Source organism: Streptomyces sp. NPDC085460, assembly GCF_044541975.1.
In the GTDB taxonomy this organism is placed as follows: Bacteria; Actinomycetota; Actinomycetes; order Streptomycetales; family Streptomycetaceae; genus Streptomyces.
Genome location: NZ_JBITTO010000007.1, coordinates 157,147 through 179,642 on the forward strand (window position 1 = coordinate 157,147; position 22,496 = coordinate 179,642).

General features: G+C 73.1%; 24 protein-coding genes. 11 read left to right on the top strand and 13 right to left on the bottom strand.

What is annotated here, in order from left to right; all coding sequences use genetic code 11:
- Positions 1-45: 45 nt before the first annotated feature.
- Positions 46-489: an IS200/IS605 family transposase gene (tnpA, locus tag ACIGHB_RS19570; protein ID WP_399915024.1), complete on the top strand. Its 444-nt coding sequence runs from the start codon at positions 46-48 to the stop codon at positions 487-489.
- Positions 490-597: 108 nt separating this feature from the next.
- Here tnpA and ACIGHB_RS19575 read toward each other — a convergent pair whose 3' ends face one another.
- Together ACIGHB_RS19575 and ACIGHB_RS19580 are read right to left on the bottom strand one after the other, a co-directional pair.
- Positions 598-1,164 (bottom strand): dihydrofolate reductase family protein, encoded by a 567-nt coding sequence (locus ACIGHB_RS19575; RefSeq protein ID WP_399914577.1) that lies wholly within the window; start codon positions 1,162-1,164, stop codon positions 598-600.
- A 197-nt stretch (positions 1,165-1,361) separates the two neighbouring features.
- Positions 1,362-1,721 carry a hypothetical protein gene (locus tag ACIGHB_RS19580; protein WP_360320893.1) on the bottom strand — a complete coding sequence of 120 codons (360 nt, stop codon included), beginning with the start codon at positions 1,719-1,721 and terminating at the stop codon, positions 1,362-1,364.
- 273 nt (positions 1,722-1,994) lie between these two features.
- Between ACIGHB_RS19580 and ACIGHB_RS19585 the strand changes: the two genes are divergently transcribed.
- Positions 1,995-2,393 (top strand): hypothetical protein, encoded by a 399-nt coding sequence (locus ACIGHB_RS19585; RefSeq protein ID WP_360320890.1) that lies wholly within the window; start codon positions 1,995-1,997, stop codon positions 2,391-2,393.
- Between the two features lie 47 nt (positions 2,394-2,440).
- On the opposite strand, the gene ACIGHB_RS19590 is transcribed toward ACIGHB_RS19585, so the two are convergent.
- The 3 genes from ACIGHB_RS19590 to ACIGHB_RS19600 all read right to left on the bottom strand — a co-directional run bounded on the left by ACIGHB_RS19590 (position 2,441) and on the right by ACIGHB_RS19600 (position 6,266).
- Positions 2,441-4,039 carry a radical SAM protein gene (locus tag ACIGHB_RS19590; RefSeq protein ID WP_399914580.1) on the bottom strand — a complete coding sequence of 533 codons (1,599 nt, stop codon included), beginning with the start codon at positions 4,037-4,039 and terminating at the stop codon, positions 2,441-2,443.
- On the bottom strand, positions 4,036-5,532 hold the full coding sequence (gene amrS / locus ACIGHB_RS19595) for an AmmeMemoRadiSam system radical SAM enzyme (RefSeq protein ID WP_399914582.1): 1,497 nt from the start codon (positions 5,530-5,532) through the stop codon (positions 4,036-4,038). The genes ACIGHB_RS19590 and amrS overlap by 4 nt, the downstream gene beginning before the upstream one ends.
- 338 nt (positions 5,533-5,870) lie before the next feature.
- Entirely contained in the window at positions 5,871-6,266 is a 396-nt protein-coding gene (locus ACIGHB_RS19600) for a RidA family protein (protein ID WP_399914584.1), read from the bottom strand.
- Positions 6,267-6,371: 105 nt separating this feature from the next.
- Between ACIGHB_RS19600 and ACIGHB_RS19605 the strand changes: the two genes are divergently transcribed.
- A complete protein-coding gene (locus ACIGHB_RS19605) occupies positions 6,372-7,400 on the top strand; it encodes a helix-turn-helix transcriptional regulator (protein ID WP_399914586.1) in 1,029 nt (342 codons plus the stop codon).
- Here ACIGHB_RS19605 and ACIGHB_RS19610 read toward each other — a convergent pair.
- Positions 7,387-8,379 carry a GlxA family transcriptional regulator gene (locus ACIGHB_RS19610; RefSeq protein WP_399914588.1) on the bottom strand — a complete coding sequence of 331 codons (993 nt, stop codon included), beginning with the start codon at positions 8,377-8,379 and terminating at the stop codon, positions 7,387-7,389. The two genes, ACIGHB_RS19605 and ACIGHB_RS19610, sit on opposite strands and share 14 nt — an antisense overlap.
- 98 nt (positions 8,380-8,477) lie before the next feature.
- Between ACIGHB_RS19610 and ACIGHB_RS19615 the strand changes: the two genes are divergently transcribed.
- Entirely contained in the window at positions 8,478-9,329 is an 852-nt protein-coding gene (locus ACIGHB_RS19615) for a dienelactone hydrolase family protein (RefSeq protein ID WP_399914590.1), read from the top strand.
- A gap of 7 nt (positions 9,330-9,336) precedes the next feature.
- On the opposite strand, the gene ACIGHB_RS19620 is transcribed toward ACIGHB_RS19615, so the two are convergent.
- Complete coding sequence (locus ACIGHB_RS19620) at positions 9,337-10,005, bottom strand: helix-turn-helix domain-containing protein (protein ID WP_399914592.1); 669 nt, start codon at positions 10,003-10,005, stop codon at positions 9,337-9,339.
- A 196-nt stretch (positions 10,006-10,201) separates the two neighbouring features.
- Here ACIGHB_RS19620 and ACIGHB_RS19625 point away from each other — a divergent pair, with 196 nt between their 5' ends.
- Positions 10,202-11,395 (top strand): cytochrome P450, encoded by a 1,194-nt coding sequence (locus ACIGHB_RS19625; RefSeq protein ID WP_399914593.1) that lies wholly within the window; start codon positions 10,202-10,204, stop codon positions 11,393-11,395.
- Positions 11,392-11,694: a ferredoxin gene (locus ACIGHB_RS19630; RefSeq protein ID WP_399914595.1), complete on the top strand. Its 303-nt coding sequence runs from the start codon at positions 11,392-11,394 to the stop codon at positions 11,692-11,694. Before ACIGHB_RS19625 ends, ACIGHB_RS19630 begins: the two co-directional genes overlap by 4 nt.
- 150 nt (positions 11,695-11,844) lie before the next feature.
- Here the strand turns inward: ACIGHB_RS19630 and ACIGHB_RS19635 are convergent, their stop codons facing one another.
- Positions 11,845-12,726 (bottom strand): YegS/Rv2252/BmrU family lipid kinase, encoded by an 882-nt coding sequence (locus ACIGHB_RS19635; protein ID WP_399914597.1) that lies wholly within the window; start codon positions 12,724-12,726, stop codon positions 11,845-11,847.
- A gap of 31 nt (positions 12,727-12,757) precedes the next feature.
- Positions 12,758-14,353, bottom strand: coding sequence for an FAD-binding oxidoreductase (locus ACIGHB_RS19640; protein WP_360317299.1), 1,596 nt, complete (start codon positions 14,351-14,353; stop codon positions 12,758-12,760).
- 155 nt (positions 14,354-14,508) lie between these two features.
- Between ACIGHB_RS19640 and ACIGHB_RS19645 the strand changes: the two genes are divergently transcribed.
- Positions 14,509-15,108 carry a TetR/AcrR family transcriptional regulator gene (locus ACIGHB_RS19645; protein WP_360317297.1) on the top strand — a complete coding sequence of 200 codons (600 nt, stop codon included), beginning with the start codon at positions 14,509-14,511 and terminating at the stop codon, positions 15,106-15,108.
- Positions 15,105-16,706, top strand: a complete 1,602-nt coding sequence (locus tag ACIGHB_RS19650; RefSeq protein WP_399914600.1) for a glycerol-3-phosphate dehydrogenase/oxidase — start codon at positions 15,105-15,107, stop codon at positions 16,704-16,706. Before ACIGHB_RS19645 ends, ACIGHB_RS19650 begins: the two co-directional genes overlap by 4 nt.
- A gap of 40 nt (positions 16,707-16,746) precedes the next feature.
- Here ACIGHB_RS19650 and ACIGHB_RS19655 read toward each other — a convergent pair whose 3' ends face one another.
- The 3 genes from ACIGHB_RS19655 to ACIGHB_RS19665 all read right to left on the bottom strand — a co-directional run bounded on the left by ACIGHB_RS19655 (position 16,747) and on the right by ACIGHB_RS19665 (position 20,092).
- Positions 16,747-18,396 carry an ADP-ribosyltransferase domain-containing protein gene (locus ACIGHB_RS19655; protein WP_399914602.1) on the bottom strand — a complete coding sequence of 550 codons (1,650 nt, stop codon included), beginning with the start codon at positions 18,394-18,396 and terminating at the stop codon, positions 16,747-16,749.
- Positions 18,397-18,520: 124 nt separating this feature from the next.
- Complete coding sequence (locus ACIGHB_RS19660) at positions 18,521-19,333, bottom strand: macro domain-containing protein (protein WP_399914604.1); 813 nt, start codon at positions 19,331-19,333, stop codon at positions 18,521-18,523.
- Between the two features lie 90 nt (positions 19,334-19,423).
- A complete protein-coding gene (locus tag ACIGHB_RS19665; RefSeq protein ID WP_399914606.1) occupies positions 19,424-20,092 on the bottom strand; it encodes a methyltransferase domain-containing protein in 669 nt (222 codons plus the stop codon).
- Between the two features lie 130 nt (positions 20,093-20,222).
- On the opposite strand from ACIGHB_RS19665, the gene ACIGHB_RS19670 reads away from it, so the two are divergent.
- From ACIGHB_RS19670 to ACIGHB_RS19680, 3 genes are all read left to right on the top strand, one after another.
- Positions 20,223-20,597 (top strand): hypothetical protein, encoded by a 375-nt coding sequence (locus ACIGHB_RS19670; RefSeq protein WP_360317286.1) that lies wholly within the window; start codon positions 20,223-20,225, stop codon positions 20,595-20,597.
- A 199-nt stretch (positions 20,598-20,796) separates the two neighbouring features.
- Positions 20,797-21,222, top strand: a complete 426-nt coding sequence (locus ACIGHB_RS19675; protein WP_399914608.1) for an ArsR/SmtB family transcription factor — start codon at positions 20,797-20,799, stop codon at positions 21,220-21,222.
- On the top strand, positions 21,194-21,532 hold the full coding sequence (locus tag ACIGHB_RS19680; protein ID WP_360317282.1) for a thioredoxin family protein: 339 nt from the start codon (positions 21,194-21,196) through the stop codon (positions 21,530-21,532). Before ACIGHB_RS19675 ends, ACIGHB_RS19680 begins: the two co-directional genes overlap by 29 nt.
- A gap of 15 nt (positions 21,533-21,547) precedes the next feature.
- Here ACIGHB_RS19680 and ACIGHB_RS19685 read toward each other — a convergent pair whose 3' ends face one another.
- Positions 21,548-22,483: a LysR family transcriptional regulator gene (locus tag ACIGHB_RS19685; RefSeq protein ID WP_399914611.1), complete on the bottom strand. Its 936-nt coding sequence runs from the start codon at positions 22,481-22,483 to the stop codon at positions 21,548-21,550.
- Between the last annotated feature and the right edge of the window lie 13 nt (positions 22,484-22,496).

Genomic DNA, 22,496 nt, shown 5'->3' on the forward strand with positions numbered 1-22,496 from the left:
TCCTACCCTTGGCGTAGGTCACCACGCTGGGAGCCGAACCCCGATATTCGCACAGGTCGTCACGTCGCCTGCAGCCTCCATGCCCACTTGGTGTTCGTCACGAAGTACCGGCGCGGCATCTTCGATGACGCCATGCTGAAACGGTCCGAAGAGATCATGCGGGAGGTGTGCGGCAGCTTCGAAGTGGAGCTACGCGAGTTCAACGGCGAGGCCGATCACGTCCACCTCCTCGTGCATTACCCGCCGAAGATCGCCCTGTCCAAGCCGATCAACTCGCTCAAGGGCGTCAGCTCCCGTTACCTGCGGGCCGAGTACACCGGCCGCATCGACCGGATCGGCATGGGGCCGGTGTTCTGGTCCCGCTCGTACTTCGCCGAGAGCTGCGGCGGCGCACCACTGACGGTGATCCGCCAGTACATCGAGCAGCAAGAACGTCCACTCTCACGTGCAGGTCAGAGCAGTCCTGAGATGCATTTCCTCCCCGGCTAAAGCCGGGGATACCCTGCAAGATCAGGGATGGAGGTACCTCACCAAGCGCGCGCTCGCGCCGCAAGGAGGTGTCCGCGGGCCCTGCGGGGCGGTGGGCCCGCGGTCGCGTCATCGGACCACGCGGTGGCGGAGGTAGACGACGTTCGCGCCGAACGTGCGGGTCTCGACGAGTTCGAGGTCCACCCGGCGCTCGTCGCGCGGGAAGAACGGGATGCCCCCGCCCACCAGGACCGGGTGGACCATGGCCCGGTACTCGTCGATCAGGCCCGCCGCGGCCGCCTCGGCGGCGAGCGTCGCCCCGCCGATCGCGATCTCGCCCTCCCCCGGTTCGGCCCGCAGCCGCTCGATCTCCTCGGCGAGCCCGCCGGAGGCCAACCGCGTGTTGGTGCCCTGAACCTCCGTCAGCGACCGGGAGAACACCACCTTGGGAAGCGGGTTCCACAGGGCCGCCCATTCACGCGAGGCGTCGTCGAGCGACGGGTCCTGCTCGGCGGTCTCCCAGTACAGCATCGTCTCGTGCAGCCGCCGCCCGAGGAGGTGGACGTCGATCGTGCGGATCTCGTCGATCCAGAACCGGAACACCTCGTCGTCCGGGTCCGTCCAGTCGAACCTGCCGTCGGGCCCCACGATGTAGCCGTCGAGGGAGACGCCCATGGAATAGGTCACGCTGCGCATCAGAAGAAGACCACCTCGGTCGCGTGCTCGGCCGCGCGCCCCGGCCGCTGCCGCGGGCGCGCCTCCTCCGGCCCGCGCGGTCGCGCGCGCCGGGTCGTCCCACGAAACCACACCCCGTGGAGCGGCCCGGTCCGGCTCGCCGGGTGCCCTCTCGCCGGGGAGCCCTGGGAGGGCTCCCCGGCCGGCTCGGCCGCGCGCTACTTGGCCGGCGGTGCGTCGAACCGCACCGAGCGGAGTTCGAGGGTGTCCTTGGCGGGCTTGCCGTGGGCCTTGAGGCGCCACTCGGCGCCCTGGCAGTTCGCGCCGACGTAGACGGTCACGGCCGCGTCGGTGTCGTTGTGCGGGCCGTAGCCGGGGAGCTCCTCGTCGTCGCCGACGGCGTGCAGGTTGACGCACTTGCCGCCGTGCGGGTCGTGCAGGGTGACGTGCCGCTCCTGGCCGTAGCCGTCGACGTACTTGTAGTGGAACTCGCCCCGCGCCGCCTGGGCGGACCCGGCCGTCGACAGGACGAGTGCGAGGGCGGCGACGGTGGCGCCGAGCGTGGTGCGCAGCTTCATGGCAGGAGGCCCCTTCGGAAGATGATCAAGGAAACAGCGGTCACCCTACGAAGGCGGGGGACGGGCGAATCGATCCGGCGGACCGGCGAAGGGCGCGTGTCGCCCCGGCACCACCCGTACGGGCGCACCGGCGCGGAGGCCGGGTACGACGGCGGGGAACCCCGGGCCGCTGTCGCCCCGTTCCGTCCTCCGGCCGTCCATACGAGCGGCGGGCCGGGTGATTCCGCGTGTCGCCGCGAGCAAGATCCGGCGGCGAAACGTATCTCTCGTTCCATGACCCATGACATGGAACACTCGCTGTACGCACACCTGCGCGAGCGCTTCGGTGACGAGGCGGGGTGGCCGGAGGCGACCGCCCTGATCGCGCCCTACCTGCGGATCGTCGTCGACGCGCTGGGGCCGGAGGACGCCGTGACGTTCCTGACGGCGGTGCGCTCGGCGCTGGACGAGGAGACGGCCCGGGAAGGAACGATTCACCTCGGGTTCGGCGCGCATCTCTGGTCGCGGCTCGACGCCGTCTCCTGGGACGGCTCGCCGGCCAGGACCTCGGCGTGGGAGGCGGCCCTGGCCATGCACCGCCTGGCCGCGCTGATGCCCTCCTCCCGGCTGGCCGACCTCGTGGACATCGGCCTGCGGTCCTGCCGCGCCCTGCGCGTTCCCGCGGGGCGGTAGGGCGGCGTCCCGCCGGGGCACGGGCGGCGGCCCGTGCCCCGGCGCGGTCAGCAGAGGATCCGGAAGGGACCGTGGCCGTGGTCCGCCGGCGGGGTGCCGGCGGCGGGCCGGCCGCTGGGGAGCACGGGTCGGCCGCACGAGACGAAGAGGTCGTCGTAGCGGGTCCGGGAGCGGGACCGGTACGCGGGCGTGGACCGGGCGAGCATCCTGACGACCTCCTCCGCCAGCATCAACTGGTACTGGCAGGACTCCTCGTTGAGGCCGCCGATGTCGCCGGTCGCGACGTGGTTCTCCTGCCGGCAGCCGCCCCCGCAGAGGTAGCGGGCCCAGCAGCCGCCGCACACCGGGTGCTCGTCGACGGTGCGCCGCCACTCGGGGTGCGCGCGGGTGATGCCCCGCTCGCCGGTCCCGACGTCGAAGCCCTCGTCGCCGACCAGGCGGTGGCACGGGCTGATGCTGCCGTCCGGGGAGTGCGTGTAGTACGTGCGGCCGCCGGAGCAGAAGGCGAGGGCCGCCGCCCCCTCGGTGATCATCTGGACGGTCCTCTCGTACTCCAGCACCCCCTTGAAGCGGTTGCCGGGGTCGAAGAGCTTCGGGTAGTGGTCGAGGAAGTCCCTGAACTGCTCGACGATGCCGGGCTGGAGGAAGTGGTTGATGTACCGGATGTCACCCCGCGGCTCGGACAGCGTGCGGTCGCCGAGGGTGAGCGCGACGGGGACCGTCGTGCCCTTCCGGACCGGGTAGACGCCCGGGTAGATCTGGAAGTGGTCGAAGAGGTCGAGCCGCCACAGGGCGAGCACGCTCTCCTTGAGGGACGGTTCGGCCGTGGCGATCGTCATCCGCGCGACGAGCGTGACGTCCTCGCCGCACTCCTCCCGCAGCCGGCGCAGGTTGCGGACGATCCGGTCGTACGACCCCTTGCCGTTCTTCGCGGGGCGGTTGGCGTCCTGGACCCGGCGGCCGCCGTCGATCGAGACCGAGACGACGAAGTTGTGGTCCCGGAAGAGCGCGGTGGTGCCGGGCGGCAGGAGCGTCAGGTTGGTGGAGACGCGGTGCGCGAAGCGCGTGCCGGTCCGCGCGGCGACCTCGTCGGCGCGGGCGCAGATCTTCCGGATGACGCCGAGGTTCGCCAGGGGTTCCCCGCCGAAGAACTCGAAGCGGACGCGCTGGGACGGGGCCGCGTGGGTCTCGATGAAGTCGAAGATCCAGCCGATGGAGTGCTCCCCCATCGCCTCGGTGATGCGGCCGTAGTCCCCGCCCTCGGCGAAGCAGTAGGTGCAGGCGAGGTTGCAGACGTTGGTGAGGTTGACGTTGACGGCGAAGTCGGCGCCGTCGGAGAGCGCGCTCCCCGCGAGGAGGGCCCGGTGGGTGTCGTCGCCGACGCCGGCGTCCGTCCTGAGCCGGTCCCACGCCCGCCGCTCGGCGGGCAGCAGGTGGTCGACGCCGGCTTCCAGACGGCGGGCGGTCGCGGCCGGGGCGAGCAGCAGGCGGTGGTTGCCGGTGATCAGGACGGCGGCGGTGCCGCTGTCCCGGTCGTCGGCGTGGGCGTCTTCGTCGCCGGGGCCGGGGCCGGGGCCGGGGCCGGGGCCGGGGCCGGGGCCAGGGCCGCGCAGGGGGATGACCCGGTAGTCCGTTCCGTGTCTCATGGCCGCGGGCTCCGGCGGGGGTCGCGGGCGAAGAGGGGCAGGGGCGAGACGTCGCCGTTGTGGGTGCCGGCCGTCGCCTCGACCGTGGGGAAGTGGGCCCGGTCGAAGACCTGGTGGAGGGTGGACTCACAGGCGCGGTCCACGGCCACCAGCACGCCGGTCTCGCCCGGTGTGCTCTTCGCCGCGATGGAGCGGAAGCTCTCGTGCGGCGCGAGGTCGATCACCTCCCACGACCGGTCCGCGGTGGCGTCGCCGAGGCGGCGGGCGTACGCCCTCGCCGGGACGGCGGAGGTGTTGCGCAGCTGGTAGTGGAGCGCGCGTACGTCTCCGTGCCAGTCGAAGCCGGCGACGGACAGGTCCTGTCCCGGCGGGAGGTCCCGGACCCGTTCGCGCGGCCGGGCGTCCGGGAGCAGGGTGATGCCGGCGTGGCTCCCGCAGCCGGTGCAGCGGCCCGCGGCGTCCACGCCGACGAGGTCGGCGTTCAGCCCGTACCGCGTGACCTGGAGCAGTCCGCACGCGCCGCAGCGGGTGTCGGTCGAGGCGGTGTCGTAGACGTTGCCGAGGTAGACGTGCCGCAGCCCCATGCCGAGGGCGGTCGCGCGGGCCTTCTCCAGGCGGTCCACGGGGGTGCGGATGGTGTGCGTCATCTTGTAGTCGGGGTGGAAGCGCACGAAGTGGGTCGGTACGTCGGGGCTCAGCCGTTCGCCGACGAAGGCGGCCATGTCCCGGGCGGTCCTCTCGTCGTCGCTGAGGTCGGTGACCATGAGCGTGGACACCTCCACGTGCTTGCCGGCCCGGAACACCCGCTCCGTTCCTTCGAGGACGGGCTCCAGCCAACCCTTGGTGATCCGCCGGTAGTACGCGGGGTCGAGGGACTTGATCGACACCGAGAAGATGTCGATGACCGGGAGGAGTTCCTCGATCGCCTCGCCCGTGATGAAGAACGCGGACTTGTAGAGGTTGACGATGCCGGCGGCCTTCGCGAGGGCGGCGGTCTCGACGACGAACTCGTGCCACACGACGGGGTCGTTGTAGGTCCAGGAGATCACGCCGATCCCGTGCCGGACCGCGATGTCGACGACTTCCTGGGGCGTGTAGTGGTGGACGTCCTTGTCCTCCGCGTAACGCGCCTGCGAGGTCTTCCAGTTGTGGCAGTAGTCGCAGTTGAGCATGCAGCCGATGTTGCCCATGGAGAGGATCCGGGCGCCGGGCGCGTAGTGGAACACGGCCTCGGTCTCGATGGTCTCCTCGGTGGCGTGCACCGACCGGCCGTAGTTCAGCGTGACCAGCCGCCCGTCGCGGTTGGCCCGCACGCGGCAGAAGCCGTGCTGGCCGGGGCGTATCCGGCAGTTCCTCGGACTGAGGTGGCAACGGACGACGCCGTCGGCGAGGCGCTCTTCGAGCCGGGCGGGGCGGGCCTCGCTGTTCCAGGCCGGCTTCGGGGTCGGGTTCGGGGGCGGGACCGGGTTCGGGTTCGGATTCTGGTGCGTCACAGGCTGTCCTTCCGAGAAGGAGGTGACCGGCGGGACGTGCGCGGTTCGCAGCTGGAGCGTTCGAAGGAAGCCGGGTGGTGAAGGGGCGGGAGAGACTGCTCGCCGCGATCCGCCCCGTTAACCACCACTCTGTCGGATGAGGATTGTTGAACGTTCCTCACCGTTCCTGGCGACGAGCATGACCGAGCGTTCTCACCGGCGTCAAGAACCCCGACCGCCGGAAGCGCGGCGGACCGTCGGCCCGGAGGACGACGACGAGGCCCCGCCGGCCGTTCCGGTTCGCCAGGGCGACCTGTTCGGGCGGCGGGGCCTCAGGGTGGGGATCAGGCGGCAGCGCGTCAGGCGACGGCGGTGCCCTCCAGTTCGACCAGCTGGCCGGGGATCGCCAGGCGGGTCACCCCGAGCATCGTCGTCGTCGGCGCCACCCGCGCGGCGCCGAGCCGGGCGGCCAGGACGCCGTAGTGCCGGACGAGCAGGTCGACGTCGGTCGTGTAGACGTTGAGCCGCACCAGGTTCGCGAGGGACATCCCGGCGCCGGCGAGCACGGCCTCCACGTTGTCGACGCTCAGCGCCAGTTGCGCCGCCATGTCACCGTCGTGCAGCGGCTCGCCCTTCTCGCTCATCGCGGTCTGGCCCGAGAGGTAGAGCGTCCTCGACTGGCCCGACACCACCTCCCCCTGGTTGAAGCCCCTCTCCACCGACCACGTCACCGGGTTGACCGCGGTTCGCTCCATCACCACTCAGCTCCCTCGCCTCACGCGCCGTGCTTCGGCGCCGTGGAAAGGAGCCTCCCAAGCAATCACGACATCCCCTGTCACGTATTCCGGTACGGTTTTCGTATGCGCGCCGACCGGCTGGTCTCCCTGGTGCTCCTGCTCCGCCGCCGGGGCCGGCTGACCGCCGACACCCTGGCCCGTGAGCTGGAGGTGTCCACGCGTACGGTGCTGCGCGACATCGAGGCGCTGTCCGCGGCCGGTGTCCCGGTCTACGCCGAGCGCGGACGGCACGGCGGCTTCTCGCTGCTGCCCGGTTTCCGGACCGAGCTGACCGGGCTGAACCACGACGAGGCCCTCGCGCTGCTCACCGCCGGATCGGGGCGCGGCGAGCAGGCGTTCGGGCTCGGTTCGGCTCTCGCCTCGGCGATGCGGAAAGTGGTCGACGCACTGCCCGAGAGCCATCAGACCACCGCGAGCGACGCGGCCCGGCGCTTCCTCGTCGACCCGGAGACCGACCTCCTCGCCCGCCGGCTGGTCACCGACCGGGTCCCCGGCACGACCATGAGCGAGGTCCGGCGCGCGGTCCTCGCGGGACACAAGCTCCGCATCCACTACGCGGCCACGGGCCAGTCCCCGCGGTGGCGCACCGTGGACCCGATCGGCCTCGTGACCGTCCGGGACAGGTCCTATCTCCTGGCCACCCGCGCGGGCGAGGACCGGACGTACCGGCTCACGCGCGTGCTGGCCGCCGAGGAGCTCCCCGAGGCGGCGGAGCGGCCGAACCAGGTCGACCTCGACCGGATCTGGCGCGAGCGCTCGGCCCGCTTCCTCTCCGGCAGCGACCACGTCACCGTGCTGCTCCTGGTGGACCCGGCGCGGCGCGAGGAACTGCTGGACACGGCGCTGGCGGTCCGCGCGGAGGAACCCGACGCGGACGGCCGGCTCCGGCTGGAGCTGATCTTCCAGGACGCGCGGCACGCCGAGTGGGCCCTGTGGCAGCTCGGCGCGGACGCGGAGGCGCTGTCCCCCCGGTCGCTGCGCACCGCGCTCCGCGACCGGGCCGCCGGACTCGCCGCCCTGTACGCGTCGCCGGCGGGCGCCGGCCGTGAGGCCGGGCGACCGGCGGCGGATCGCCGCGTCACCGGGCGGTGAGGCCACCGGCGCGGGCGGTCGCGCGGTGGGTGCTGGGGTGGTGGCCGGTGTGGCGGAGGAACAGGGTGGTGAGGGTGCCGGCGTCCTGGTAGCCGACGTCGGAGGCGATGGTGGCGATGGGGCGGTCCGTGGTCTCCAGGAGGTGCCGGGCGCGGCGGACGCGGGCGGTGTGGAGGTGGGTGAGCGGGGTGTGTCCGGTCTCGGCGCGGAAGCGGCGGAGGAGGGTCCGGGTGCTGACCCCGAACTCCGCCGCCAGGGCCCGGAGGTCGTAGCGGGTGGCCAGGTGCTGGTCGAGCCAGCGCATCACACCGGCGGAGAAGGCCCGTCCGGCGGCCGGGAGGAGGTCCGGGTCGACGTAGGGCGTCTGGGTGGAGCGGGTGGTGTCGAGGAGGGCGACGCGGGCGGTGCCGTCGGCGATGCGGGGTCCGTCGTGGTCGCGGACGAGGCGGAGGGCGAAGTCGTACATGGCGGTGAAGGCTGCGGTGGTCGTCACGCCCCGGTCGGTGAGGACCAGTTGGTCCGGGCGCGTGCGGACGTCCGGGTAGCGGCGGGCGAAGCGGTCGGCGTACAGCCAGCTGGTCGTCGCCTCGCGGTCGCGGAGCAGGCCCGCCTCGGCGAGGAGGAAGGCGCCAACGCAGATCGACACGACCGTGGTGCCGGACTCCGCGGCCGCCCGGAGGGTGGCCAGCTCGGGCGTGAGGCCGGCGAGCGTCGCGTCCAGGTCCAGGGCGGGGGTCAGGGCGAAGCCGGGCACGAGCAGGACGTCGGCGGGACGGACCGCCGAGACGTCGATCCGGGCGCCGCCCGCGGCGAGGACGCGCCGGCGCGGCGAGACCACGGAGGTCTCGTACGCGGGCTCCGTACGGCCGTGCGCCGCGGCGACGTGACCCGCCATCGTGAGGAGGTCGGGGACGCCGTGGACCTCCGACGCGAAACAGCCGGGGTAGGCGAGGACGCTCAGTCTGAGGGGGCTGCTCATGCGGACGTCCGATCGTGGGAAGGGGTGGCGGGATCGGCGGGTATCTCGGCGATGACGCCAGTGTCGCCCACCGTGCGGGGGCCGTCATCCTGCCTGCCATGGGACACGTGAGAAGGCAGTGCGACGACCCGCTGGACGACTTCGAGCGCCGGGAGGTCGAGGTGGAGGGCGTGGAGAAGCGCGTGTACGTCTCCGGGGACGGGCCCGCGGTCGTGATCATGCCGGAGATGCCGGGGATCAGTCCTGACGTGGCCCGGTTCGCACGGTGGGTAGGGGCCACCGGCTTCTCGGTGTACCTGCCGTCCCTGTTCGGGGTCGACGGGGCCTACCCGCGGACCGAGGCGGCCGGGGAGGTCGTGCGGCGGGCCTGCGTCAGCGCCGAGTTCCGGGCCTTCGCCGGGGGCGGTACGAGTCCGGTGGCGGCGTGGCTGCGGGGCCTGGCGCGGGCGGCGCACGCCGAGCGGGGCGGGCCGGGGGTCGGCGCGGTCGGGCTGTGCTTCACCGGGAACTTCGCCCTGTCGATGGCGCTGGAACCGGCGGTCGTCGCGCCCGTGGTCAACCATCCGTCGCTGCCGCTCGACGATCCCGCGGGCCTCGAACTGAGCGAGGACGACGCCGTGGCCGTGGCCGAGCGGCTGCGGCGCGACGGGCTGAGGGTGCTCGCGTACCGCTTCGAGGGCGATCGCTGGTGCACGGGGCAGCGCTTCGCCGCGTACCGGGCGCTCCTCGGCGACGCGTTCGACGGGCGCACGCTGCCCGCCGAGGCGGCGAACGCGGACCCGCCGCCGTTCTTCCGCGAGGTCGTGGGGTGCGCGCACAGCGTCGTCACCGCGCATCTGGTGGACGAGGCCGGCCATCCGACCCTGCGCGCCCGTGACGAGATCATCGCCTTCCTGAAGGAGCGGCTGGCCGGTCCGAGCGCCGGCCCCCCGCCCGCGCCGGAGGGCTGAGGCGGGCTCAGGACAGGAGCGGACGCCAGTGGTCGGCGGAGTCCTTCAGGTCGTGGACGACGCGCTCCAGGAAGACGCCGGCCTTGGAGAGGCGGCGGGCGGCGGGGTTGTCGGGGCCCAGGGCCTCGGCCGCGTCCATGGCGGCGTGCGCCGACGCGAGGGTCTGGCGGACGCTGACCACGATCGAGTGGTACCAGGCGTCGTCGTCGACGACGTAGACGTCGCGCCGGCGGTGCGGGTCGCGCTCGCGGCGCACGTACCCCTGCTGGAGAAGGAAGTTGACGGCCACCGAGACGGAGGCGGGGCTGACCTCCAGGCGGTGGGCCAGTTCGGCGGCGGTGCGCCGGCCGTCCTCCGAGAGCAGCAGGTCGACGTGGACGCGCGCGGTCATACGCGGCATCCCGGATCTGACCGCGATCTCGACGATCTCGACGATCTCGTCGCCGGTCGCCTCGCGCGGTCTCCCGGCGGCGCGCGCGGACGCCGGGGCCGCGCGGTGGGCCCGGTCGGCGGTCGCCCGGTGGGCCCGGTCGGGGCGGTAGGCGTGGGCGCCGCCGTTGCGCGCGATCTCGCGGCTGATCGTGGACGTCGGGCGGTCGAGCCGCCGGGCGATCTCGGCGTAGGAGAGGCCGTGGGCGAGTCCGGCCGCGATGTGACGGCGCTCCTGCTGGGTCAAGCGTCCTCCTGGCATGGCGCCCAGTATTGCCTTCGAAATCGCCCATTGCAACGCTTCGTTGCGTTCGATCCCAGGCCATTGCATCAATTTCCCTTCTCTACCTGCACATTCACGAATTGACGATTGACGATCTCGTGAACGCAACGTAGCTTTCGGAATACATCAAACACGTCATATCGCGAGATGAGGACCGGTCATGAGCGCACCCCTCCACACCGTCGCGGCGATGCCGACGGAGCGTCGGCCCGGCTGTCCGTTCGATCCGCCGGCCGAGCTGCTCGACGCCCGGGAACACGGACCGATCAGCCGGCTCACCCACCCCGGCGGCATGCCCGGCTGGCTGATCACCGGGTACGACCTGGTGCGGTCGGTCCTCGCCGACCCGCGGTTCAGCTCGCGCAAGGACCTGCTGAACGTGGTCGACTTCGAGATTCCGCCGGCGCCCCCGGGCGAGTTCCTGCTGATGGACGATCCGGAGCACGCCCGCTACCGGAAGCCGCTGGTCGGCAAGTTCACCGTGCGGCGGATGCGCCTGCTCACCGAGCGGATCGAGCAGGTCACCGCCGAGTGCCTGGACGCCATGGCGGAGGCGGGGCCCACGGCGGACCTCGTGACCGCCTTCGCCAAGCCCATCCCCACCATCGTGATCTGCGAGATCCTGGGGGTGCCGTACGAGGACCGCGCCTCCTTCCAGCAGCAGATCGACACCTTCATGGGCGGGGAGGTGAGCGACGAGGAGCTCATCGCGGCCTACACGGCCACCCAGGAGTACCTGGCACGGCTGGTGGCCGCCAAGCGCGCGCACCCCACCGACGACGTGCTCAGCGAACTCACCGACAGCGACCTCTCCGACGAGGAGCTGAAGGGGATCAGCCTGATCCTGCTGGCCGCCGGCTTCGACACGACCGCGAACATGCTGGCCCTCGGGACCTTCGCGCTGCTCCAGAACCCGGAGCAGCTGGCTGCCCTGCGCGCCGACCCCTCGCTCACCGACGGGGCGGTGGAGGAGCTGCTGCGGTACCTGAGCGTGGCCAAGACGTTCATGCGGACGGCCCTGGAGGACGTCGAGGTGGGCGGGCAGACCATCGAGGCAGGGACGACGGTCGTCCTCTCGTACCACACCGCGAACCGCGATCCCGAGCGGTTCACCGACCCCGGCGCGCTCGACATCCGCCGCCCGTTCGACGGCCACCTGGCCTTCAGCCACGGCATCCACCAGTGCCTCGGGCAGCAGCTGGCCCGCATCGAGATGCGGGTCGCGTTCCGCGCGCTGATCGAGCGCTTCCCCACGCTGCGGCTCGCCGTGCCGGCCGAGGAGGTCGCGCTCCGCCCGGAGAGCGCGGACATCTTCGGGGTGAAGAGCCTTCCGGTCACCTGGGACGCGAAGTGACGGGCGCGAACCGGCTGTCCGTCGACCGGGAGCGGTGCATCGGCGCCGGGATGTGCGCGATGACCGCGCCCGCCGTCTTCGACCAGGACCCCGACGACGGGCTCGTCCTCCTGCTTGAGGCCGAGCCGGCTGCCGGCGACCGCGCGGCCGCGCGCATGGCCGCCGGCGTCTGCCCCTCCGGCGCGATCACCGTGCCCGACGCCGGTCCTGGCGGGCCGGGAGGGCCGGGTAGTTCGGGCGGGCCGGGCAGTTCGGGCGGGCTGGGCCGGGCGGCGACGCCGGGCGCCGGCGGCGCGTAGCCGGGCCGCCGGCGGCCCCGGCGGGAACGGAACCCGGCTCGTGGCCGGGTTCCGTTCCCGCTGCCGTCGCACCCGGGATCCGTTCCCGTCGCGTGCCGGATCCGTTCCCGTCGCGCCCGGAATCCGTTCGGGCTCCCGTCGCGCCCGGGGTCAGGCCAGGACCCGGAGCGCGGCGGGCTGGACCCGGAGGGTCACCGGCAGGGTCGCGTCCACCTCGCCGTCGGCGCCGTACGGCAGGGGGCGGTCGGCCTCGATGCGTATCTCCTTGCCGCGCAGGACCTCCACCTGGGGGCGGTCCAGGTGGGCGCCCGTCTTCAGCTCGTTCATCATGGCGAAGAAGAGCCGCTTCGGGGCCTGCCGTATCACCACGACGTCCAGCGTCCCGTCGTCGACCCGGGCGCCCGGCGCGATCTTCCGCCCGAAGCCGTAGAAGCCGGAGTTCGCCGCGACGACCGTGTAGCCGGTGCGTTCGTGGCGTACGCCGTCGATGGTGATGCGGTAGTCGGCGGGCTTCCAGGCCAGAACGGCCCGCAGGCCGCCGGCGTAGTACGAGGCGGCGCCCCGGAGGATCCGGGAGTCGTTGGCGTGCCGGTTCGCCACCGCGTCCACGCCCGCGTACACACTGCCCAGGACGCAGGTCCTGGCGTGCGCGGCGGACTCGACCTCGATGGTGTCGACGGCGCGCGGCTCGCCGTGGAGCAGGACGGCGGCGAGCCCCGGCGCGTCGGTGGGCAGGCCCAGGGCGCGGGCGAAGTCGTTGCCCCGCCCGGCGGGCACCAGGCCGAGCACGGTGTCGGTGCCGCTGAGCGCGCCGCCGACCCCGCCGGCCATGCCGTCCCCGCCGACGGCGAGGACGACGTGGCCCCGGGCTCCGGCGTCCCGGGCGAGTTCGCGGGCGTGTTCCAGGCTGCGGCTGTAGACGGTGTCGAGCCGGGCGCCCGCCTCCCGCAGCAGCCGGGCCAGCGGGAGCAGGCCGGCCGTACCGCTGGAACCCCCTGCGGTGGGGTTGACGACTGCGGTGAACTGTCGCATGGGTGAGACCTCCGGGCGGCAGGAGAGGGGGTCAGCGGACGGGGACGAGGACTCCGGGGTTGAGCACTCCGGAGGGGTCGATCTCGGCCTTGACGGCCTGGAGCATGCGGATGCCCAGGGGGCCGATCTCCTCGACGTACCAGTCGCGGTGGTCGGTGCCGACGCCGTGGTGGTGGCTGATGGTACCCCCGGCCGCCAGGATGGCGTCGTTGGCCGCCCGCTTCGCCGGGGCCCAGTGGGCCACGGGGTCCTCGCCCTGGGCGGAGACGACGGTGAAGTAGAGCGAGGCGCCGTTCTCGTACGTGTGCGAGATGTGGCACATGACGAGCGGCGGGGTCCCCGCCTCGGTGAGCGTCTCCGTCAGCGCGGAGCGGACCGCCGCGTACAGACCGGGGATCGCGGACCAGAAGGCGGCCGTCTCCAGGGTCTCGGCGAAGGCGCCGGCGTCGAGGAGGGCGTCGCGGAGGTAGGGGGCGTTGTAGCGGCCGTGCTCCCAGCGGTCGCCGGGCTCCTCGCCGAGGTACTCGCCGTCGCAGGCGAGGAGGACCTCGCGGGCGGCGGCGCGGCGGGCCTCGGTCTCCGCCTCGGTGCCCTCGTATCCGACGATCGCCATGCAGCCGGGGTTCTGCGGGAGTTCGGTGCTGCCGATGGCGTCCGGCTGGGCGAGGCCGACGAAGGTCTCGGACTCGTCGGAGAGCCGCAGCACGGTGGGGCGGGGGCCGTCCTGGGCGAGGCGGCGCAGCGCCGCCGTGCCGGCCTCGAAGGAGGCGAAGCGCCACCCTTCGTAGATCCGCCGGGCCGGCAGGGGCCGGATGCGGACGGTCACGGCGGTGATGACGCCGAGGGCGCCCTCGGAGCCGAGGATCAGCTGGCGGAGGTCGGGGCCCGCGGCGGAGCGGGGTGCGCGGCCGGTCTCCAGGGTGCCTTCGGGGGTGGCGACGGTGAGGCCGAGGACCATCTCGTCGAAGCGGCCGTACCCCGCGGACGCCTGGCCGCTGGAGCGGGCCGCGGCGAAGCCGCCGACGGAGGCCCACTCGAAGGACTGCGGGAAGTGGCCGAGGGTCCAGCCCTGGGCGTTGAGCAGCTCCTCGCAGCGGGGGCCGCGCAGGCCGGGCTGGAGCGTCGCGGTGCGGGACACCTCGTCGACGGCGAGCAGCTGGTCCATGCGGCGCAGGTCGAGGGCGACGAACGGGCGCTTGGTGGCGGGCGCGAGGCCGCCGACGACGGAGGTGCCGCCGCCGAAGGGGACGGCGGCGAGGCCGTGGTCGGCGCAGGCGCTCAGCACCGCGAGGACCTCGTCGTGTCCGGCGGGCAGCACGACGGCGGCGGGGATGTCCTCGACCTCGCCGGCGCGGATGCGCAGCAGGTCGGGGGTGGACTTGCCGCGGGTGTGGCGGATCCGGCTCTCGGCGTCCTCCCGCAGGCCGTCAGGGGCGGCGACGGCGGTACGCAGCGCGGCGCGGGCCTCGTCGGCGAGGGCCGGGGCCGGGGCTTCGACGGCGGCGAGCCCGGTGGGGCCGCCGTCGCGGGGGGTGACGCCGAGCAGGTCGCGCAGGAGGCCGGTGACCGCGTCGGGCAGGGGTGCCGCCTTGGCCGGGTCGCCCCAGCCGCTCCACAACATATCCACTTCGAGGGTTCCTCACGGTCTGGTGCACGGGCTGGTTCGGGTGCCGGCCGGCGGGCCGGCCGGCGGGTGGTTCCCCGTGGACGGCCGGCGGGCGGCTCGCGGAGCGTTCGCGGCTGGACTGCCGCTCGGCCCGTCCGGGTATTACACTGTGACAGATGACGCCCATTCGTCACAACCATGCAGACGCAGATCCCGTGCTCGACGCCGCACGCGACTGCGTGCTCGCCGTCGGCGTACGGCGAACCACCCTCACCGACGTCGCCCGGCGCGCGGGGGTGTCCCGGATGACGCTCTACCGGCGCTGGCCCGACGTGCGCAGCCTGGTCGGCGACCTGATGACCCGTGAGTGGATCGGCGTCGCCGCGGGAGCCATGCCCCCGTCCGACGAGACGCGGCCCGAGCGGGAGCGCATCGTGGAGGGGCTCGTCGCGGGCGCCGCCGCCTTCCGGGCGCACCCGCTCTTCCACAAGATCATCGACGTCGATCCGGAACTGCTGCTGCCGTACATCCTCGACCGGCGGGGCGCGAGCCAGGACGCCCTCCTCGGCCTCCTCCACACCGCGCTCGAGGACGGCCACGAGGACGGTTCGGTCCGCCGCGCCCGGGCGGACCTCCAGGCGCGGTCCCTGCTCCTCGTCGTCCAGTCCTTCACGCTGTCGCTGCGGACCATGACCGACGAGACCGATCCCGAACTGAGCGAAGCGGCCTTCCTCGGCGAGCTGCGCACCCTGCTGGAGAGGACCCTCACCCCGTGAACCCCACGAGCGGCATCGCCCTGCCCGGCTCCTCCCTCGACGCCGAGCGGCGCCGACGCGAACTGGAGCGCCTCGCCGACGGATCCGGTGCGTCCGGTGCGTCAGGCGGATCCGACGGCGTCCTCGACGTCCTCGTCGTCGGCCTCGGCGCCACCGGCGCCGGCGCCGCGCTGGACGCCGCCACCCGCGGGCTCAGCGTCGCCGCGATCGACGCCCACGACCTCGCGTTCGGCACCTCGCGCTGGAGCTCCAAGCTGATCCACGGCGGCCTGCGGTACCTCGCCTCGGGCCAGCTCGACGTCGCCCACGAGAGCGCCGTCGAACGCGGCGTCCTGATGGAGCGCACCGCCCCCCACCTCGTCCGCGCCCAGCCCTTCGTGCTGCCGCTCACCCCGCTGGTGAGCCGCGGCCAGGCCGCCCTCGCGCAGGCCGGGTTCCTCGCCGGCGACCTGCTGCGGGTCGGCGCCCGCACCTCGCGCCGCACGCTGCCCCGGCCGCGCACCCTCTCCGCCGTCGAGACCCGGCACCTCGCCCCCGCCCTCCGGTCCACCGGGCTGCGCGGCGGCCTCCTCTCCTGGGACGGCCGGCTCTCCGACGACGCCCGGCTCGTGACCGCGATCGCGCGCACCGCGGCGGCCCACGGCGCCCGGATCCTCACCCGGACCCGCGCCCTCGAACTCCACGGCGACGGGGCTCTGGTCCGCGACGAGACCACCGGCGAGACGCTCCGCGTCCGCGCCCGCACCGTCGTCAACGCGACCGGGGTGTGGGCCGGCGGCCTCGTCGACGACGTCCGGCTGCGGCCCTCGCGCGGCACCCATCTCGTCCTGCGCGCCGAGGACCTGGGCCGGCTCTCCAGCGGCCTGCACATCCCCATCCCCGGCGAGACCAACCGCTTCGTGCTGGTCCTCCCCCAGGGCGACGGACGCGTCTACGTGGGCCTCACCGACGAACCCGTCGACGGCGACGTGCCCGACGTGCCGGAGGTCCCCGAGACGGACATCGGCTTCCTCCTCGACGTGCTCGGCTCCGCGCTCGACGTGTCCCTCCAGCGGTCCGACGTCGTCGGGGCCTTCGCGGGGCTCCGGCCGCTGCTCGACACCACGGACGCCTCGGGCCGCACCGCCGACATCTCGCGCCGCCACGCGGTCCTCACCTCCCCCGAGGGCATCGTCACGGTCGTCGGCGGCAAGCTCACCACCTACCGGCGGATGGCGCAGGACGCCGTCGACGCCGCCGTCGCCGCCCGGGCCCTGGACGCCGGCCCGTGCCGCACCGCGTCCCTCCCCCTGGTCGGCGCCGCCGCGCCGCGCGTCCTCGCCGGGCTCGACGTACCGGCCCGGCTCGTGCACCGGTACGGCTCCGAGGCCCCGGCCGTCCACGCCCTCGGCCTCCGGGACCCCGCGCTCGCCGAGCCCGTCGTCCCCGGTCACCCCGTCACCGGCGCCGAACTGGTCTGGGCCGTCCGCCACGAGGGCGCGCTCGACGTCTCCGACGTCCTGGACCGGCGCACCCGGATCGGCCTGGTCCCCGAGGACCGGGCCGCGGCCGAGCCCGCGGCGCGCGCGGCGCTCGCCGCCCCGGCCCGGGTGGGCTGACGGGCGCCCCCGGGCGGCGGCACCCGGGGGCCCTGGGGCGTCAGGAGACGAGCCGGGTGTCCACCTCCCGCAGCTTCACCGTGCAGAGGCCGCTGCGCTCGGCCTTCACGTCGGTGACCTCCAGCTGGGTGCCGGGGGCCAGGATGTACTCCTCCTCGCCGGTGAAGGCGGAGAAGCTGCGGATGCCCACCGCCCGGGCCGGCGTGACCTCGAACAGGGTCCGCTTGCCGCGGCTGCCGAGGAAGGAGCGGGCCACGCCCAGCTCGGAGGTGCAGGAGGAGACGCCCCACCACGTGACCGTCTCCCCGACGGGGTACTGGCCGCGCAGGTCCAGGGCGACGCCGCGCCACAGCGGCTCGGTCCGGGCGGGCAGCGACTCCACCGCGGCGAAGAGCAGGCGCAGGTAGGGCAGGTAGGGGACGACGCGGGCGCGGTCCGGCGAGCGGAGGACGGCGTTGATGTTCCGGTAGAAGCCGGACTCGCAGGTGTACAGGAAGAGCGCGGCGATGGCGTCGGCGGAGAGTCCGCCGCCCGCCTGCTCGTCGGCACGCCGCTTGCCGAACTCGCGGGAGCGGTCGATGTGCCCGCCGAGGCCGCGCAGCACCTGGGCGACCGGGGCGACGGCCTCCTCGAAGGGCATCAGCGGGGTGTCGAACACGCCGGTGAGCGGGGGCAGGACGTGGCCCTCGTCGCGGACGCTGGTGAGCCGCTCCAGGTACAGCTGGTGGAGCTCCATGGTCGAGGCGATGAAGGCGCCCATCCGGGCGGCGACGTCGTCGTCCTGGCCCCCGGCGCCGCCCGCGGTGCCCTTGCCGGCACCGGCGGGGGGCTGGTTCCAGCCCTTGCTCGGCAGCCAGTCGACGGCGTCGGCGCCGAGGGACATCAGGGCGTCGTTGACGGTGGCGAGGTGGTCGCCGTCGCAGAACAGGTCGCCCTGGGCGGCCGGGTTGGCGTGGTCGAGGTGGCGGACCTCGACGCCGGGGTACTTCTTCTCCAGCCGCTGCACGGTCCGCTTCAGGCTGCGGGCGTGGGCGCCCCACCAGGCGAAGACGACGCCCCGGTCCTCCGGGTCCTCCGCGTCCTGCTTGGCGCGCAGGATCTCCTCGACGATCCGCTCGGAGACGGGCCGCCAGAAGCCGGTGTGCAGGTCGGTGCCCATGGCGCCGTCCGCGCTGGCCGTCAGCGAGGCGTTGAGCAGGAGGACGCCCTGGGTGAGCATGGCCTGGAACCACTCGGGCGGCTGGACCGTGTCCCGCTCCTTCAGGAGGGCGCGGATCTCGGCGATGGGGGTCTTCTTGACGATGCCGTACTTCCACATCGCCGCCGCCTTGATGAGGCAGCGGATGCTGACGACCCGTCCGAACTGGCTGTCCTTCCAGTCGTTGAAGGTGTTGTCGAACATCGCGATGCCGGTGGCGCTCTCCGGCCGCGGGTAGGGGTTCTGCCCGAAGACGACGACCTTCCACTTGTGCGGCGGATGGGGCTTGAGCGCCTGGAAGGTGAGCTCGCGGACCGGGACGACCTGCGGGCTGCGGCCCGGTCCGATGAACCGGTCCGCGTCCGGCCGGGCCTCGATGACGGGCTTCAGGACCGGCAGCCAGGGCTCGCCTCCCCCGGTGAAGAGCTCGGCGAGGGCCAGGGGGTCGTTCGGGTCGGGCTGGGGGGTGGCGGTCGTGGTCGCTGCGCTCATGGCGGGGGAACTCCCGGTGGTCGTACCTGCGGGGTCGGAGGTGCCGGCGGCCGTGTCCCCGGCGGGTGTGGCACCGGCGGCCGTGCCCCCGGCCTGGGTGTCGCCGGCGGACGGTTCGGCCTGCTCAGGCGCAGTGGGCGCACCCTTTGGCTGGAGCTCCTTCGCCGACTGCTCCTTTGGCAGCGGCTCCTTTGCCGGACCCCCCTTTGCCGGCTGCTCCTTTGCCGCCTGCCCCTTTGGCAGCGGCTCCTTTGGCAGCGGCTCCTTTGGCCGGAGCTCCCTCGGGCGGTGTGATCCGTACCCGCGTCGTGTGCGGCCTCTGCTCGATGCCGGCGAGCTGCGAGGTGATGGTCGCGCGCAGCTCGTCGTCGTCCTCGAACCAGTGGTCGTGGAAGAGGGTGTATCCGGTCCACATCAGGTTGGCGCAGACCCGGGCCGGGACGCGGCCGGTTCGGGCGCCCATCCCGACCAGGGCCACCGACCGGATGCTGCCCGGCGCCTTCCGGTTCTGCCGGTGCACGGCCTGGAAGGCCGCCGCGCAGGCCATGGCGACGTTCAGCGTCTCGCTCACGTTCTGCGAGGAGGCGACCATGGTCGGGGTCGAGATCACGAAACGCGGCACCGTCGCCCCCGACGGGACGCACACGGCGCTGCCGACCGGCATGCTCCCGGCGAACCGGTCACGGATCGCCTGCCGCACCCGCAGCTGGATGCCCGCCCCCAGGTGGCGCTTGATCGCCGCGTCGACACCGCCGTCCATCCGGCCGGCGGAATTCGTCGGCGTGACCCAGGCGTCCACGTCCTCGTCGAGGATCGAACCCCGCCGGATCTCGATGCCGGGCACGTCGGCGAAGGCCGCCCGCCACGCCTCCACCACTCCCTCGCTGACGTCCGTCAGTACCACCCGCAGCGCGGTGCCCACCTGGTCGTATGTCATCGAAGCCCCCTGTCGGAACGATCTCCTGCAACACCTCCGAAACTAGTGGGCACCACTGACAACGGCCCCCGCCGCAGCCCCGCCTGAGCCTCAGTCGGGCTTCCTGGCCATCACGACGACACCCGGCCCGGCGAACTCGTCCGCGGGGAGCCGCAGCTCGGCCACGGTGCGCAGTCCGGCCCGCTCGACCAGCTCCACCAACTGCTCCGGCCGCCACCGGTGCGTCGTCCACCGCACCGGCACCCCCCCGTACGCCTCGGTGCGGAGCAGGTCCCCGTCCCCGACGTGGGTCGCGGTGATGAGGTGTCCCCCGGGCTTCAGGGCCCGCGTGAAGGAGGCGAGGACCTGCGGGAGGACGTCCCGGGGGAGGTTGAAGAGCGACCACCAGCCGAGCACGCCGCCGAGGGACGCCTCGTCGAGGGCGAGTTCGGTGGCGGAGGCGACCGCGAAGCGGCACTCCGGGTACAGGCGGCGCGCGTTCTCGATCATCCGGGGCGAGAGGTCCACTCCGGACACGTCGAGGCCGCGCTCGGCGAGGTAGCCGGTCACGGTGCCCGGCCCGCAGCCGACGTCGAGGACGGGGCCGAGGTCGCCCACGCTGTCGGCGAAGGCGTCGATGGACGCCTTGAGCCACGGGTGGACGCGGATGTCGCCCATGCCCGTCGTCGTCATCATGTGGGCGTAGTTGTCCGCCACCCGGTCGTAGGACTCGCGTACCTCGTCGAGGTCGGCCGGGCGGTCGATGGGGTGTGCGCTCATCGGCCCACGATAGGACAGTGGCCTGATGTCCTATGCCCGGGGCATCGTCTTCCGCGAAAGCGCCTCGCTCCCGGCGCACTTGGTGTCTAGTGGAGGACGAACGCGATCACCGACCGAGGGAGCAGTACGGATGGCGAGTGTGGAGACGTCTCTCAAGGAGGCGATGACCTCGATCGAGGGCAGTGTGGGGGCCGCCCTTGTCGACTACACGAGCGGCATGGCGCTCGGCACGCTGGGCGGGGGCAAGGACCTCGACCTGACCGTCGCGGCGGCCGGCAACACCGACGTGATCCGGGCCAAGCTGCGGACCATGGACATGCTGGGCATCGACGACGGCATCGAGGACATGCTGATCACCCTCGGTACCCAGTACCACCTGATCCGGCTGATCAAGAGCCGGGGCGGCAACGGCCTGTTCCTCTACATGGTCCTGGACAAGGACAGGGCCAATCTGGCCATGGCCCGGCACCAGCTGAGGCGCATCGAGGCGGAGCTGGAGCTGTAGTCCTCGTCCCGCCGCCCGGCTCCGCACGCCCACCAGTTGAAGAAGTCTTCAAGTCGGCACATCTGAAAGTGATCAGTCGAGGGTGGGCCGGAGCCGGGACAGGCGAGAATGACGGCCGTCCGTGGATCAGGGATGATCAAGGATCCGGCCGGTCGGGCCGTCGTCGTCCGGGGAGTCGATCCGGGGGGAGTGTCGTCGCATGCAGGTGCCGCTGTACCAGGCCAAGGCGGAGTTCTTCCGCATGCTCGGGCACCCCGTCCGGATCCGGGTGCTGGAACTGCTCCAGCACGGCCCCCTGCCCGTCCGTGAGCTGCTCAAGGACATCGAGGTGGAGCCGTCCAACCTCTCCCAGCAGCTCGCGGTGCTGCGCCGCTCCGGCATCGTCATCTCCATCCGCGACGGCTCCACCGTCAGCTACGCCCTCGCCGGCGGCGACGTGGCGGACCTCCTGAAGGCGGCGCGGCGCATCCTCACCGAGCTGCTCGTCGGCCAGCGCGAACTCCTGGAGGAGCTCCGCCACGCCGACGGCGCGGCCGTTCCGCACCAGGCGGGGGATGATGAGGGCGGAACGACGGAACACGAGGTCAGGAGCGTGCATGGCGAAGCGGGTGCACCAGCCCCGTGAGGACGCGGAGTTCGATTTCATCCTGCGGATGAGCGGAGTCCCCGTGCTCGCGTACTTCATCGGGACGTGGCCCAAGGCGATCGAGCCCTGCCGGGAGATGGACCTCGTCGTGGGCGAGCTCGCCGACGCGTACGCGGACCGGCTGACGGTCGTGCGCACCGACATCACGCGCTGCCCCGACGCGACCCGGCGGCACGAGGTCGCCGGCGCCCCGTCGTACGTCCTCCTGAAGGACGGGGCGGCGGTCGCCCACGGCACGGGACCGATGTCCCCGACCGCGCTGCGGGAACTGGTCGACGCCCATCTGTGAGCCGGCCGTGTCGGGTCAGTGCCCCGGCGCGGCGGATCCGGACAGCCGGTCGAAGGCGGCGGTGACGCCGGCGGTGCGGGCGAGATCCATGAGGGTACGGGCCATGACCGGGCCCGGGTCGCGCGCGAGGGTCACCAGGCCGACGGTGACGGGCCGGGAGGGCGCCGCCATCGGCACCGCCCGCATGCCGCTCGCCACCCCGAAGACGTTCAGCCAGGCGGAGGGCACGATGGTGGCCCAGCGGCCCGTGCGGACGTGGGCGAAGAGCGCGGCCACCGAGTCGGTCTCGACCCGCGGCGACGGCCGCAGCCCCGCCTCGGAGAACACCTCCTGGAGCACCCGCCGCCCCTGCATGGTCTCGGCCAGGAGACAGAGCGGGAGCCGGGACGCCTCCGCCCAGGTGGCCTCGGAGCGGCTGCCGAGGCCGTCGGCGGAGGAGTCCTCGGTGAGGAGCACATACCGCTCCTCGTACAGCGGAACCGTCCTGAAGCCCTCCCGGACGCGGTGCAGATACGTCACTCCGGCATCGATCTCGAAGTTCTGGAGCTGCCGGAGGATGTCCTCGGAGCGCAGATCCGCTCTCAACTCGACGGTGACGAGCGGGTGCCGGCCGCAGAAGGGGCCGGTCAGCAGGGCGACCGCGCCCGAGGCGGTCGGGACCGCGCCGATCCGGAGCCGGCCGCTGAGTCCGGTCCGCAGGGCGTCGACCTCGCTCTTGAGGGAGTCGCGGTCGGCCAGGATCCGCTGCGCCCAGAGGACGATCCGCTCGCCCTCGGGGGTCAGCCCCTCGTAGGTGCGGCCGCGCCGCACGAGGGAGACGTCGAGCTCGTCCTCCAGCTTCCGGATCGCTTCGGACAGCGCGGGCTGGGAGACGTAGCACGCCTGGGCGGCACGGGCGAAGTGGCGCTCGCGGGCGAGGGCGACCAGGTACTCCAGTTGACGAAACAGCACTCCACGGGTTTAT

Coding starts and splice junctions, on each gene's coding strand:
- ACIGHB_RS19600 (WP_399914584.1), bottom strand. CDS start 6,266: ATGGAGCGAACCGCGGTCAACCCGGTGACGTGGTCGGTGGAGAGGGGC.
- ACIGHB_RS19665 (WP_399914606.1), bottom strand. CDS start 20,092: ATGAGCGCACACCCCATCGACCGCCCGGCCGACCTCGACGAGGTACGC.
- ACIGHB_RS19610 (WP_399914588.1), bottom strand. CDS start 8,379: ATGAGCAGCCCCCTCAGACTGAGCGTCCTCGCCTACCCCGGCTGTTTC.
- ACIGHB_RS19680 (WP_360317282.1), top strand. CDS start 21,194: ATGGCGAAGCGGGTGCACCAGCCCCGTGAGGACGCGGAGTTCGATTTC.
- ACIGHB_RS19585 (WP_360320890.1), top strand. CDS start 1,995: ATGACCCATGACATGGAACACTCGCTGTACGCACACCTGCGCGAGCGC.
- ACIGHB_RS19605 (WP_399914586.1), top strand. CDS start 6,372: ATGCGCGCCGACCGGCTGGTCTCCCTGGTGCTCCTGCTCCGCCGCCGG.
- ACIGHB_RS19655 (WP_399914602.1), bottom strand. CDS start 18,396: ATGAGCGCAGCGACCACGACCGCCACCCCCCAGCCCGACCCGAACGAC.
- ACIGHB_RS19670 (WP_360317286.1), top strand. CDS start 20,223: ATGGCGAGTGTGGAGACGTCTCTCAAGGAGGCGATGACCTCGATCGAG.
- ACIGHB_RS19645 (WP_360317297.1), top strand. CDS start 14,509: ATGACGCCCATTCGTCACAACCATGCAGACGCAGATCCCGTGCTCGAC.
- ACIGHB_RS19615 (WP_399914590.1), top strand. CDS start 8,478: ATGGGACACGTGAGAAGGCAGTGCGACGACCCGCTGGACGACTTCGAG.
- ACIGHB_RS19575 (WP_399914577.1), bottom strand. CDS start 1,164: ATGCGCAGCGTGACCTATTCCATGGGCGTCTCCCTCGACGGCTACATC.
- ACIGHB_RS19675 (WP_399914608.1), top strand. CDS start 20,797: ATGCAGGTGCCGCTGTACCAGGCCAAGGCGGAGTTCTTCCGCATGCTC.
- ACIGHB_RS19635 (WP_399914597.1), bottom strand. CDS start 12,726: ATGCGACAGTTCACCGCAGTCGTCAACCCCACCGCAGGGGGTTCCAGC.
- ACIGHB_RS19580 (WP_360320893.1), bottom strand. CDS start 1,721: ATGAAGCTGCGCACCACGCTCGGCGCCACCGTCGCCGCCCTCGCACTC.
- ACIGHB_RS19590 (WP_399914580.1), bottom strand. CDS start 4,039: ATGAGACACGGAACGGACTACCGGGTCATCCCCCTGCGCGGCCCTGGC.
- ACIGHB_RS19625 (WP_399914593.1), top strand. CDS start 10,202: ATGAGCGCACCCCTCCACACCGTCGCGGCGATGCCGACGGAGCGTCGG.
- ACIGHB_RS19660 (WP_399914604.1), bottom strand. CDS start 19,333: ATGACATACGACCAGGTGGGCACCGCGCTGCGGGTGGTACTGACGGAC.